The sequence below is a fragment of the Acinetobacter sp. Marseille-Q1618 genome (assembly GCF_902809855.1).
Taxonomy (GTDB): domain Bacteria; phylum Pseudomonadota; class Gammaproteobacteria; order Pseudomonadales; family Moraxellaceae; genus Acinetobacter.
In genome coordinates this window covers 279,634-293,167 of the sequence record NZ_CADDWJ010000002.1, presented here as the reverse complement: position 1 = coordinate 293,167, position 13,534 = coordinate 279,634, and the positions used below count along the sequence as shown (strand labels likewise).

14 protein-coding genes are annotated in these 13,534 nt (G+C 37.1%); 6 read left to right on the top strand and 8 right to left on the bottom strand.

The features are described 5' to 3' along the window. Positions 1–179: 179 nt before the first annotated feature. On the top strand, positions 180–830 hold the full coding sequence (locus HUS24_RS08570; protein WP_173911659.1) for a hypothetical protein: 651 nt from the start codon (positions 180–182) through the stop codon (positions 828–830). On the opposite strand, the gene HUS24_RS08565 is transcribed toward HUS24_RS08570, so the two are convergent. The 4 genes from HUS24_RS08565 to HUS24_RS08550 form a co-directional block, all read right to left on the bottom strand. Further along, complete coding sequence (locus HUS24_RS08565; protein ID WP_173911658.1) at positions 820–1,230, bottom strand: DoxX-like family protein; 411 nt, start codon at positions 1,228–1,230, stop codon at positions 820–822. The two genes, HUS24_RS08570 and HUS24_RS08565, sit on opposite strands and share 11 nt — an antisense overlap. Next, a complete protein-coding gene (locus HUS24_RS08560) occupies positions 1,217–1,663 on the bottom strand; it encodes a thiol-disulfide oxidoreductase DCC family protein (RefSeq protein ID WP_173911657.1) in 447 nt (148 codons plus the stop codon). The genes HUS24_RS08565 and HUS24_RS08560 overlap by 14 nt, the downstream gene beginning before the upstream one ends. 91 nt (positions 1,664–1,754) lie before the next feature. Further along, positions 1,755–3,278, bottom strand: coding sequence for a catalase (locus tag HUS24_RS08555; protein WP_065993387.1), 1,524 nt, complete (start codon positions 3,276–3,278; stop codon positions 1,755–1,757). A gap of 479 nt (positions 3,279–3,757) precedes the next feature. After that, on the bottom strand, positions 3,758–4,372 hold the full coding sequence (locus HUS24_RS08550; protein ID WP_173911656.1) for a TetR/AcrR family transcriptional regulator: 615 nt from the start codon (positions 4,370–4,372) through the stop codon (positions 3,758–3,760). Positions 4,373–4,452: 80 nt separating this feature from the next. Here HUS24_RS08550 and HUS24_RS08545 point away from each other — a divergent pair, with 80 nt between their 5' ends. Continuing rightward, entirely contained in the window at positions 4,453–6,114 is a 1,662-nt protein-coding gene (locus HUS24_RS08545; RefSeq protein WP_173911655.1) for an acyl-CoA dehydrogenase family protein, read from the top strand. A 61-nt stretch (positions 6,115–6,175) separates the two neighbouring features. Here the strand turns inward: HUS24_RS08545 and HUS24_RS08540 are convergent, their stop codons facing one another. Further along, a complete protein-coding gene (locus tag HUS24_RS08540) occupies positions 6,176–6,661 on the bottom strand; it encodes an Lrp/AsnC family transcriptional regulator (protein ID WP_173911654.1) in 486 nt (161 codons plus the stop codon). A 127-nt stretch (positions 6,662–6,788) separates the two neighbouring features. Here HUS24_RS08540 and HUS24_RS08535 point away from each other — a divergent pair, with 127 nt between their 5' ends. Together HUS24_RS08535 and HUS24_RS08530 are read left to right on the top strand one after the other, a co-directional pair. Further along, complete coding sequence (locus HUS24_RS08535; RefSeq protein WP_173911653.1) at positions 6,789–7,424, top strand: LysE family translocator; 636 nt, start codon at positions 6,789–6,791, stop codon at positions 7,422–7,424. 380 nt (positions 7,425–7,804) lie between these two features. Further along, on the top strand, positions 7,805–8,296 hold the full coding sequence (locus HUS24_RS08530; protein ID WP_171530825.1) for a macro domain-containing protein: 492 nt from the start codon (positions 7,805–7,807) through the stop codon (positions 8,294–8,296). A 367-nt stretch (positions 8,297–8,663) separates the two neighbouring features. On the opposite strand, the gene HUS24_RS08525 is transcribed toward HUS24_RS08530, so the two are convergent. After that, positions 8,664–8,858 (bottom strand): hypothetical protein, encoded by a 195-nt coding sequence (locus HUS24_RS08525; RefSeq protein WP_171530824.1) that lies wholly within the window; start codon positions 8,856–8,858, stop codon positions 8,664–8,666. A gap of 264 nt (positions 8,859–9,122) precedes the next feature. Next, complete coding sequence (locus HUS24_RS08520; RefSeq protein ID WP_173911652.1) at positions 9,123–10,028, bottom strand: LysR substrate-binding domain-containing protein; 906 nt, start codon at positions 10,026–10,028, stop codon at positions 9,123–9,125. Between the two features lie 129 nt (positions 10,029–10,157). Here HUS24_RS08520 and HUS24_RS08515 point away from each other — a divergent pair, with 129 nt between their 5' ends. Both HUS24_RS08515 and HUS24_RS08510 read left to right on the top strand, forming a co-directional pair. Further along, positions 10,158–10,835 carry a hydrolase gene (locus tag HUS24_RS08515; protein WP_173911651.1) on the top strand — a complete coding sequence of 226 codons (678 nt, stop codon included), beginning with the start codon at positions 10,158–10,160 and terminating at the stop codon, positions 10,833–10,835. Between the two features lie 181 nt (positions 10,836–11,016). After that, positions 11,017–11,211: a hypothetical protein gene (locus tag HUS24_RS08510; protein ID WP_173911650.1), complete on the top strand. Its 195-nt coding sequence runs from the start codon at positions 11,017–11,019 to the stop codon at positions 11,209–11,211. A gap of 2 nt (positions 11,212–11,213) precedes the next feature. Here the strand turns inward: HUS24_RS08510 and ptsP are convergent, their stop codons facing one another. Then, positions 11,214–13,514: a phosphoenolpyruvate--protein phosphotransferase gene (gene ptsP / locus HUS24_RS08505; protein WP_173911649.1), complete on the bottom strand. Its 2,301-nt coding sequence runs from the start codon at positions 13,512–13,514 to the stop codon at positions 11,214–11,216. Between the last annotated feature and the right edge of the window lie 20 nt (positions 13,515–13,534).

The following is a 13,534-nucleotide window of genomic DNA, read 5'->3' as shown; positions in this document are numbered from 1 at the left end:
TTGAAGGATGGCATGGATAATTTAAGGTTACAGAGAATAGACTGAATTACAAGCCTTACTTCCACTGCTTTTCCCTATGATGGCGTGTGAGTAGCCTGCTTAGAATTATCTGATCTACTACAAAGTTGGCATAAAGATCAGCAATAACTTTTTATTTCATGCATAAAAAGAGAAAAATAATGAAAATAGTCAAGCCAATGATGTTGATTTTATTGATGTTTGGCAATGTTACTGTACAAGCAAAGACTTTTACGATTAATCGACATCATTTTGAGATTAAAACTACGCAAAGCGAAAATGAAGAAGGTTTTGAACAAGACAATATTGAGTTGTATCGTGGTGCTAAAAAACTTTTAACGCATACCCAACGTTTAAGTACAGGCGATTGCAGTATTCTCACCATTGAATTGGGCGATTTTGAAGTTAAAAATGATCAACTCATTTTTTATACATATTGGGCAGCAGGAGATCGACAGGGGCTGTGGACTTTTCCATATGGTGTGCGTAAGCAAGTTTATTCAGTTGACTCAAAAGGTATGGTTAAATTAATCAGTGCCGAGATTTATGTAGAAGATGTCATGGGTGATCCATTCACAAACCATCCGCAAGAGGATTATTTGCAATTTTTAAATACTCCACCTAAAAATAACCAGCAGAAAAAAGCGCTGAATGGTTATATTCAAAGTATGCAGAGCCGTTATAAGGCACGTTTTGTTCATGGTCAGGCGCGTGCGTTATTGATCAAAGAAGTGAAAGCAAAATTGGCTAAACAAATTGCCAATGAAACCAAAGGTTGGAAAGAAGATTTTGGTCAAAATGTTAGGATGTGATGTTTTGGTTGTGCTGAATATTCATGAGTTGAATCGCGACAACTGACAATGTTGCTATGGCAAGATTCATTACAAAAGGGTTAAAAGCTTGTTGGAAATAGGTCACATCAGTTAATAAAATAAATATACTGAGCCCAAGCATGGCTGCCATATTGAAATAGTGTAAGATCTTGCGCTGCTTCAAGAGCAGAAATAACACACCAAAAATAATTTCCATCAAACCCGCAACATCAACCAGCATCAACATGGTCAGCTCATCTAAACCGTGTAATTCCCACAAGCGTTGTTCATCGAGTGCATGAAACATTAATTTGGGAACGCTGCCTTGATAAATCCATATCATTGCCAAAGTAAAATGTAATATAAATAAAACCTTATCAATAGCTTTAGACTGTTGCATAAACGACATTTTCCAAAAAATGCTGTTTATTTTCAGCAGAAGCGAATAAACAATAATCTGTCGTACCAAACAAACCATAACGATTCTGTGCTACACGTCGATATAAAAAATCACGCATACGTTTTGGAAATAGATAGCCAATTTTTAGACTAGAAAATGGTCGACCTAAACTGTCCATCACTTTTAAAAATGCTGTAGATTCGGTATAGGCTTGCCCATTTTGAATGACCAACATGGTGTCAAACTGATCTAAAGGCATATGATAATGTTTTAAAATTGCTTGCCCAAGCGCAGACTGTACCGAAGCAAGTTTAAATTGCGCTGTGTGATCATATTTGATTAAAAATTTTGCCCAAGCATTACACAGCACACATATTTCATCAAATAATACAATGTCATGCATTGCAATAATGTTCTCGATATTTTTATTCATTTTTTATTTTTCAACACTGTAAAGTTAGACTATAGCAACTTTATAAATGAAGAAAAACCACCCGAAGGTGGTTTTCAATTTTACTTGTAACTTAGAGCAAACCAGGATTACCTTGTGCTGGATCAGTTGCTCGAGCAGCTTGAGCATCAGCAACAGTCATCCCCAACGCCTTCGCTACACCTTCACCATATGCTGGGTCACACGCATAGCAGTTACGAATATGACGATATTTGATGAAATCTAAGGCATCACCCATCGCAGCCGCAGTATTGTTAAATAAAGCCTGTTGTTGCTCAGGTTTCATTAAATTAAATAATGCACGTGGTTGACTGAAATAGTCTGCATCATCTTGGCGATAATCCCAAAAATCTGCATCACCTGTAATTTTTAAAGGTGGCTCTTTGTATTGTGGTTGTTCTTGCCATTGGTGAAAGCTGTTTGGCTCATAGTGTGGCAAGCTGCCATAGTTCCCATCCATACGACCTTGACCATCACGGCGGTTAGAGTGGACTGGACAACGTGCTGCATTGACAGGGATTTGAGTATGGTTAACACCTACACGATAACGAGCAGCATCAGCATAGTTGACTAAACGAGCTTGTAGCATACGGTCTGGAGAATAACTAATGCCAGGAACAAGGTTGCTCGGTGCAAAGGTTGCTTGTTCGACATCTTGGAAATAATTTTCAGGATTACGATTTAATTCAAACTCACCCACATCGATCAGAGGATAGTCACCATGTGGCCAAACTTTGGTTAAGTCAAATGGATGATAAGGTACTTTTTCTGCATCAGTTTCAGGCATGATTTGAACTTGCAGTTTCCATTTTGGGAAATCGCCACGTTCAATTGCATTAAATAAATCAGTTTGTGAGCTTTCACGATCTTTGGCAATGATTGCTTCTGCTTCGGCATCCGTTAAGTTTTTAATGCCTTGTTGGGTACGGAAATGGAATTTTACCCAAAAACGTTCATTTTGATCATTGATAAAACTATAGGTATGACTACCAAAACCATGCATATGACGATAACCATCAGGAATACCACGATCCGACATGACGATGGTCACTTGGTGGAATGCTTCTGGCAATAATGTCCAATAATCCCAGTTATTGGTTGCACTACGTTTGTTGGTTTTTGGGTCACGTTTAACAGCTTTGTTTAAATCTGGAAATTTACGTGGATCACGCATAAAGAATACAGGGGTGTTGTTACCCACGAGATCCCAGTTCCCTTCTTCAGTATAAAATTTTAGTGCAAAACCACGAATATCACGTTCTGCATCTGCAGCACCACGTTCACCTGCAACGGTAGAGAAGCGAGCGAACATTTCAGTTTTTTTGCCGACTTCAGAGAAAATTTTAGCACGTGTATATTTGCTAATGTCATGTGTTACTGTAAATGTACCAAATGCACCAGAACCTTTGGCATGCATACGGCGCTCAGGAATCACCTCACGAACAAAGTTGGCTAACTTTTCATTGAGCCATAAATCTTGTGCAAGTAATGGACCACGAGCACCTGCCGTCATACTGTTTTGGTTGTCCACTACAGGAGCACCAACATCAGTGGTTAGGTGGGTGACTGGGCACTTTTTAATATCGTCTTGGCTCATCTTATTTCTCCATTATTCTCATCATGCATTTTGAGGAATGTTCCCATCGTAAATATGGATAACATGCTTCAGCAGATATGACATTAACCGTTTTGTTAATTCATTCTAAAATTACAATATGACAAAGCGATGTTGTTTAAAGTCATTTTGAGCGTGTTGAAACTGAAAATAACTAGTTTAAAAATATATACCTGCATACTGAATGTAATATTTTCAATGTTATTTGACAAATGGAATATAAAGGTCTAAATAAGTGGAAAAAGCGATTGATTAGTGTTTTAAATTGACATGAATACTCGGAAATCAAGTGCTTTCTATTTTTGAAAGCCTGAGATGCTGCTCAGTGTTTTATGATTGCTAGCGTGCTAAATGGTACGCTGAGCTCAATATTTTTCGAACATTGGGTTGGTTAATATTCAATATGAAATCAATATGCTGGATCAAGTTAGATGAATAAGACATTGAAATTACTATTTTGCTTAAATCAAATTTTTTAGCATTTGGACAATATCTTTCTCTAAATGTCCCCATTCTTTAAACGTCGGTTCAATCAACAATGTTTGTGATACAAAACCATAGCAAATTCTTTGTACATTTAGACTGACATGGTTGAGCTGTGTTGTATCTGTTATGAATGAAGCAAGTACATGCTGCCACATTTGAACCATCATGGCATAACTTTTCTGATAAATTTCAATACTGGAAATCTGGCGTTCCAATAAAAAAGTTTGCGCCCATAAAAACTGCTCAGCCTGAATTTGTTGTAACTGAAACTGAATGATCTGCTGTAAATAACTCTCCAAAGTCAGATTTGTGGATAACTCATATCGACTTTGTGCATAACTTTTTAAAGCTTCGGCATTATTTTTCACATGCTGATGAATGGTCAGAGCAATCAAATCTTCTTTCTTAGAAAAATACTCATAAAAAGTCCCTAATCCTACACCTGCAAGCTCAGTGATTTCCCGAATCGTGATCTTATGGGCAGGGCGTTCATGTAAAAGCCGAACAAAACTTTCTATCAAAGCTTCTTGTGTGATGCGCGCCCTTGATTGACGTGGTTTACGTCGTACATTAATCGCAGCTAAAGCCATAAAACTAATCCGAACACCAATGAATGCATTTTCTTCTATACTGAATGCAATTAGGCAAAACAACAAGATGAGCATTTAGGATGGATACAGTACAAGATTGGCAAACCCATCAGATCAGTAATCAGTTCGATGAGCTACAAAACTACAATCTGTTCAGCACAGATCAAGTATTACAGGAAATCTTGCAACGTTATGGCAGCCAAGATCATCATACTTTAACTGAGTTTGCGCAGATCATCGGTTCAACTGAATATTATCAATACGCAGACTTAGCCAACCGACATACACCAGAGTTACAAAGTTTTGATGCACGTGGTCGCCGTAAAGACCTTGTAGAGTTTCACCCTGCATGGCATAAATGGATGGCAATCAACCGCCAATATTCCAGTCATGCTTATCCCTTTAGTCATTCACACTCTACTTCAAAATGGGTCGATTGGGCGGCAAGATTCTTTTTAGCAGGACAAGTGGAGTGTGGCAATTTATGTCCAAACTCAATGACTTTGGGCAGTATTCCACTGATTCAAAATGAACCTGAACTGTGGGCAAAAATTGGTGAAAAATTATTGTCCAATGAATACGATGAGCGTGATCTACCGATTGCCCAAAAGAAATCAATTTGGCTGGGTATGGGCATGACTGAAAAACAAGGTGGTTCAGATGTCCGTGCCAATGAAACATTTGCAGTTCCTGTGGCTGAATCAGGTCGTGGCAAAGCCTATTTACTCACAGGACACAAATGGTTTTTCTCGGCACCCATGTGTGATGCACATTTGGTTGTGGCAAAAACTGAACAAGATGGTTTGGCGTGTTTCTTTGTGCCTCGCTGGCTAGAGGACGGGATAAAAAACAACATTCAAGTACAACGTTTAAAAGAAAAAGTCGGAAATCGTAGTAATTCAAGCTCAGAGGTCGAGTTTAAAAACGCATGGGGCATCATGATCGGAGAAGCAGGACGTGGTATTCCCACCATTATCGAAATGGCGAATTACACACGTTTAACCTGTTCAGTCGGTTCAAGTGCCATGCTCCGACAAGCATTGACGCAATGCCTTGCCTATACCCGTCAGCGCAAAGCTTTTGGAAAGCATTTAGCAGAACAACCTTTGATGCAAGCAGTTCTTACTGATTTGGCTTTAGAAACTGAAGCAGCGATGCAACTGAGTTTTCATCTTGCGCATTGCTATGAACAAGATGATGCCTTGTCACTTGCATGGAAGCGCATCATGACCCCAGCGGCTAAGTTTTGGGTGTGTAAACGCACAGTTGAGCTCACAGGCGAAATGATGGAAGTTTTTGGTGGAAATGGTTATGTCGACACAGGCATCATGGCGCGTATTTTCAAAGAAGCACCTGTTAATACCATTTGGGAGGGCTCTGGCAATGTTATGTGTCTGGATGTATTACGTGCTATTCAGCGTGATCGTGAATCCATCGAAGTATTGTTCCAATCTTTTGCCAAAGTTGCTTCTCAGGATGTAATTTTACACAATGAATTACAGGCTTTGTTGAAACTATTTAGTGGCTTACAAGCACATGAATTGCAATTTATGGCACGGAGCTTGGTCAGCCGTTTGGTGATTTTGGCGCAAGCAATTTTACTTAAGCAATATGCACCTGATTATGTCTCAGAGGCCTTTATCCAAACGCGTTATAGTGAGTTTCATGGACGAGTTGTAGGGATGGTAGATGCAAAAGTGGTGGATGTTAAACGATTATTAGCAAGAGCATGGGCAGATTAAAAATGTAAAAAAAATTGAAGAAGTTGCTATGATACCAACTTCTTCAATGCTCAATGCAGATTTATTTTAGCTGGGTGCTTTGAATAGGGAAGTTCAAAAAAGGTTTAATTTCCTTTAAAACAAACATACTTTGCATTTCTTTAATGCCTGGCAAACGTCGAATGATAGACATTGAAAAATCAGCATAGGTATCCAAATCAGGTGAAACGACTTGAAGAAGGAAATCAGCATCGCCACCAATGCTATAACAGGCAACGACATGTTCTAAGGCAGTCACTTCTTCTTCAAATTTTTTGGCTTCTTTTTCACTGTGGCTGTCAATTGAAACTCGAATAAAAACCATAACTCCTAACCCGATTTTTTTACGGTCAAGTAATACGCCATAGCCTTTAATGATTTTAGTATCTTCTAAGTGTTTTACACGTCGCCAACAAGGTGAAGCAGACATCCCAATTTTTTCTGCAAGTTCAGCGTTGGTGATCCGTGAGTCAGTTTGAAGAATTTCTAAAATCTTGCTATCTGTTTTATTAATTGTAATCAAAGACATTATTTACCTATAAAATACAGTATCTAGGTTGTTTATACCCTTTTATTTGGTTTTAAGGGAATAAAAAGATCAGCTTTACCTTGGTTTTTGTAAAAAAATAAATGCAATATTTTATAAGAGTATTGCAATGGAATATTTCACCCAAATTTCGACCTATTTATTTACACTAATTTTAGCTGCACTTATTCCTGGACCAGGCATGACAGGGTTAATGTTCAAAACATTAACCCATGGATATAAAAGTGGAATATTCATGCTTTTTGGCTTGATTACCGCAGACTTAATTTTTTTATCTACTTCACTTGTGTTAATTGCATATTTCAACCAACTCAATGCAAGTTTTTCATTTTACTTGGATATCTTATGTAGCTTTTATTTGTTGTATTTGGCTTATCAGTATTGGCATTTTAATGGAAATTTATTCAATGAAATAAGTGAATTAAACACAAAAAATAGGATTTCAGCTTACCGTGATGGCTTATTGATCACTTTAAGCAACCCTAAAACCATTTCTTTTTATTTGGCATTGGTTCCTGTAATTTTTGGCTTTCAATCACTGACAAAAATTAGTTTATTGCTCATTTTATTCACAGGAATAATCTTATTGCTTGTTGGTGGGCTTTATATTTTTGGCGCAGTTAAATTAAAAATGTTACTCAATCAAAAAACAGCCCAACAGATACTGATCAAAGCATTAGCATGTATCATGTTTGGTTTAGCATGCACTATATTATTTCCAAAAGTATATAAACTATTTTTATAAATGGTTTTATTAAATTTGTATCGGATAAATCATTATTTAAGACACTTTTATATTTTTATTTATATATGAATTGAAAATATTTATTTGATTATCTTTATAAAAAATCATCAATAAGCTAACTATTTTTGAAATAAAAATAATTTTATAAACATATGTTTTTACTCGTTGTTTTAGGTGTAAGATGATAATAGAAGCAATGCTTTATTTTAAGCTTTAAAAGTGCTGTGTTTATATCAATATATTAACATTGTTTTGAATAATTTTTAAGCATAAAATGTGACTCGATTGTTGATGTAAAATACATGAAAATAATAAATAAATCCGCCATATTAGAAATAGAAAGATAGAAAGATGATAATTTTAAATAGAGGAGATCGTTCATGATCTATGAAGTTTCTGGAGATATTTTACTGAGCGAAGCACGTGCAATTGCGCATGGGGTTGCACCAAATGATAACTTTGCAAGTGGTTTGGCTTTAAATTTAAGAGAACATTGGCCTGCTTTATATAAAGATTTTAGAAATTATTGCCATATTTATCATCCAAAATCAGGTGAATTGTGGACTTGGGTAAATGCTGAAGGGCAACGCATTATTAACCTCATGACTCAAGAAGCTGCTTATGATAAAGGCGCAAAACCAGGTAAAGCTTCTATTGAATATGTGAACAGTACACTGAAAGCACTCAGACAAGTGGTACTTGATGAGAAGATAGAAAGCCTTGCTTTACCTCGTTTAGCAACAGGTGTAGGTGGTTTGGACTGGGATGAAGTCCGTCCTTGGGTATATAAGCATTTAGAAGATTTAAATATTCCGATTTATATCTACACACTGTATCAAAAGGGTGTTAAGGCTGAAGAAAAAGCTGAATAACCACTATTTATCATCTATAAAATAAGATGAATAATACCATGAAGCTCAACAAGTGATCTTGTTGGGCTTTTTGTGTTTTAAAAGTGAACAGAGGATTGAGCGCCTTAACTCAAAAGGATTTAGCAAATTTCTCTATCTTTTATGAATTATGACATGGAATGGCATAAGGGATAAGTTTCGAAAAACTTATCCCTTATTGGCTTAGAGCAATTACTTATTTAAAGCATAAGCTCAAATCTTTAAATGAGATTACTTTTGTTTTTTAAGCTCTTTTTTAAGCTTTTTCAATTTGCCTTCGTGTTTAGAGATTTTATCCAAACGCGCTTTGATTTTTTTCTTTAAAGATTTAACTTGCTTAGACATCATGTTACTCCTTAGTTTTGGTATCCGTTGGCTGATGTTTTTTGATAAAACTACGGATAAATTTTCTTAATTCTCGTGCTGCACTGGTATCTAGGTTGTCACATAAGTGTAAGAACTCATCCCGCTCAGCACTATTAATGCGAATTAAGAGTTGACCATCTTTTTTATTCACCTTTGTTTTTTTGGGTAATTCAGCCATAACGTATTTATCCCCAAAGGTGATTATCAAAAATGTATATACAATATATATACGTTTTTAAAATAAAGCAAATTTATCTTCTTGAAAAGATTTAATTATTTTGTGATTTAATGAAAATTTATGTAAATTATCGTAAGGATTTAGAACTAAGCTACTGTTATCTCTGTGTTTATTTTAGAATCAATTTGCTTTAAAAAATAAAGATCATTTCATAAAAAGACCAAGATAAAATAGTCAATGTTGGTCTTTTTACTTATTCAATTCTTATGTCGTTTGAGTTGTTCTAAATTCTTCAACTAAAAAATCAATCAATGCTTTGACGGATGGCAGTTGTCCTCTACGTGAGGTATAAGCAAGATGAATTAATTCTGGTTTTGGTTCCCATTCAGGAATGATTTTAACTAAACGTCCCGTTTTTATGTCTTCTCTACTGATCAATTCGGGGAGTTTTGCTACACCTAAACCTTGTAAGGTTGCAGAATGTAATGCGACTAAATCAGTGGTGGTGAGCCGAGGGTCACATTTAAAATAATAATGTTCATTGTTTTGATTAAATAAATTCCAATGATACTCAGGTGCGAACGATTCCATCATCAAAATGGGCCAGTGATGTAAGTCATCTAAAGACTGGAGTTTAAAACGTTGGTTGACCAAATCAGGACTTGCCACAATATATTGCTTTGAAATAGCCAAATCACGAACAATCAAATCACTGTCCGTTAAAGGCAAAGGGCGAATACGAATGGCAACATCATAACGTTCATTGATTAAATCAACTTTACGATTGGTGGCCTCAACATGCAGTTTTACTTTGGGATATTGTATTAAGAATTTATTTAGCATTTGACTGATATTAATATGCAATAAATTAGTAGGGCAGGAAATTTTTACAGTTCCTGTAGGTTCTGCGCTCAGCATTTGCATAGCTTCATCCGCAGCTTCGGCTTCAATCAACATCGCTTTACAGTGCTGATAATAAATTTTTCCGACTTCCGTGATGGAAATTTGTCTAGTCGTTCTATTTAATAATTTGACACCTAAGCGTTTTTCTAACGCTGCTACTCTGCGACTCAATAATGATTTTGTCAGCATTAATTCATTGCTTGCTGCCGAAAACCCACCGTATTCAATTACTTTTGCAAAATAGTAGAGATCATTTAGATCTTTCATTGGCTCACCTTATTTAAAAACTATTTTATTGTTTACGTCTTAGGACAATGTGTCATATTTTTGGTATTTAATAAATATTGTTGCATTATTAATATTATAAACACACCAATAAACATGAAGGTAATAAAAATGTCTACACCAGCAAATTTTAACGGTCAACGCCCAGTGATTGATCCTAAAGATTCAGTAATGTTATTGATCGATCATCAAAGTGGTTTATTTCAAACCGTAGGTGATATGCCAATGACTGAATTACGTCAACGTGCATCTGCTTTGGCGAAAATTGCATCATTAGCAAATATTCCAGTCATTACAACGGCTTCAGTACCACAAGGTCCAAATGGTCCATTGATCCCTGAAATTCATCAAAATGCACCACATGCGCAGTATGTCGCGCGTAAAGGTGAAATCAACGCTTGGGATAATCTTGAATTTGTACAAGCGGTAAAAGCGACGGGTAAAAAAACATTGATCATTGCAGGAACAATTACCAGCGTATGTATGGCTTTCCCTGCAATCAGTGCAGTTGCAGAAGGCTACAAAGTATTTGTAGTGGTTGATGCTTCTGGGACATATAGTAAAATGGCGCAGGAAATTACATTGGCACGCATGGTTCAAGCTGGTGTAGTCCCGATGGATACCGCAGCGGTTGCTTCTGAAATCCAAAAGACTTGGAATCGTGAAGATGCAGCAGAATGGGCGCAAGTTTATACGCAAATTTTCCCTGCATATCAGTTGCTTATGGAAAGCTATAGCAAAGCACAACAAGTCATTAGTAATAACGAAGTACTTGATTCAAATCGCTAATTTTAATTGATGAAGCCATCCTGTAAAGGGTGGCTGTTTAATATAAAATGAGATCTTTATATTTTTGTAAGATATTGATAGTTATGCTAAAATATTTTATTAAAATGCTTGTATTTTGTGCAGAAAGGCGTAATATCACATTCCCATCTTATTTTGATGGGTATTAAAAAAGGTAAATAAAATGGCAAAGAAAAAAGTAGTGCCAGAGCTTGTGACTCACAACTTTGTGGCAAAACACATGCACGATTTTAACAAAAGCCAAACTTTTGTAGATCGAAAAAAAGATGCAAAACGTGGTTATGCTAAACACAAAAAAGGTCGATATTCTGATGATTATCGACCTTTTTGTTTTAATGGCTTTTATTTTTATGCATAGTTTTAACTATAACTGACTACACGTGTTGTACTTTTCACCATATCTCCCAGACCATGGGTTTTAAAATAATATTCAAGCAAACTTCTTACCATCAATGGATTATTCATTTTCAATGCTTGCTCTAATAGCTCTTTTGCATCTGGCATAGGCACATGACAAATTGCTTTACGCACACGTAAAATATTACTTGAACTCATTGATAGGGTATTAAAGCCCATTGCCATCAGCAAAATCGCATTCAATGGATCGCCCGCCATTTCTCCACAAATGCTGACAGGTTTATCATACTTATGACATTCTTTTACTAAACGTGTCAAAGCACGTAATACAGCAGGGTGTGCATGTGAATAAACGTTCGCAACACGTGGATTGTTACGATCAACAGCCAATAAATACTGAGTTAAATCATTTGAACCAACAGAGAAGAAATCTACTAAAGGCGCAAATTCATCAATTTGTAAAAGCACACTTGGAACTTCGACCATGATGCCGATTTTTGGTTTGGTGATTTTAACTTGTTCTTCTTCTTGAACAGCATGCCAGTCACGATCTAGTAAGTATAAAGCTTCTTCCACCTCACTGACACTGGTGACCATTGGCAATAAAATATGTAAGTTATTTAAACCAATACTGGCTTTGAGCATGGCACGGATTTGTGAAGAAAAAATTTCAGGATGATCAAGGGTAAAGCGAACACCACGCCAACCTAATGCTGAGTTTTCTTCTTCAATCGAGAAATAAGGCAAATCTTTGTCCGCACCAATATCTAGTGTCCGCATGACCACAGGTTTATTAGCAAAGTGGCTGAGTTGTTGGCGATAAATTGCCCGTTGTTCTTCTTCACCCGGAAAGCGCTCACGCAGCATAAATGGAATTTCAGAACGATATAAACCAACGCCTTTGGCACCACGTTGCACGCCACGTACTACATCAATCATTAAGCCTGTATTCACATACAACTTAACAGCAATACCATCAGGAGTAATGGCATCTTTGGTTTCGTACTGTTTAAGGTCTTTGGCAATTTGCTCTTCTTCTTTTTGGATCTCTTTATAACGAGTACGCATACGACGTGGTGGATTAATAAAAACCCGTCCTTGATGTGCATCGACGATCATTTCCACATCATCAAGTGTATTGACTGGAAGTTCAGTCACACCCACGACAGTTGGAATGCCGAGCGCACGTGCGACGATGACCATATGTGAGTTCATCGCACCTTCAGTGGTGACAATCGCTGCAATTTTATCGACAGGCAGTTCAACCAAAGCCGCAGTAGAAATTTCATCACCAATAAGAATGCTTTCATCAGTCAGTTCACGATGACTTGAATCTGCTTCTTGTAAATAGGCCAATATACGACGACCAAGGTCTTTTAGATCTGAAACCCGTTCACGCAAATAGTCATCTTCCATTTGTGCAAATAGTGCAATGTGTTTGTCAATCACAATACGTACCGCACCTTGTGCCCAATTGCCATCACGGATTTCAGTCTTGATCTCAGAAGGTAAGGCATTTTCATCTAACATGCGTAAGAATACGCTAAACAGCGCACGCTCTTCTGCCATGAGCGCATCTTGCATTTTGTCATCAAGTGATTGAATTTCATTACGTACAGATGCTATCGCATGATCTAAAAGTTGTAATTCTTCACTAATGTCATCGGCTTCACGATCTGGCACAGCCGCCAAATCTGCAGGTGGATAGAGAATAATGGCACGACCAATCGCAATCCCGCCTGAGCCTGAAATTCCTTGAAAGGTTTTATAGGTCGGTAAACTGTTTGGCTTACGGAAAACGTCAATATTACCTACTGCATGTGCATGTGCAATCACACCCGAAAGTTGGGCACATAAAGTGACTAAAAATGATTCAGCCGCTTCACTAAAATCTTGGGGTTCTTTATTTTGTACCACCAAAACGCCCATGACTTTACGGCGATACATCACAGGGACACCGAGGAAAGAGTTATAAATCTCTTCGCCAGTTTCAGGGAGATATAAAAAGCGTTCGTGTTTCGGCGCATTGTCTAAGTTGACAATTTCCTCACGTTGTCCGACTAAACCGACCAAGCCCTCACTGGTATGCAATGAAACATTGCCTACAGCATTGGGGTTGAGTCCTTTGGTCGCCATGAGGACAAAGCGTTGATTACGCTCATCGAGTAAATAAATGGAGCATACATCGACATGCATCGCTTCAGAAACTTGATTGACCATGATTTCTAAAGACTCATGCAAGCTGACAGACGTATTAATTTCTTGGACAATACGTCTTAGGGTGTCTAGTTGCATGTTCGACATGGGATATATGCTCCTTATAG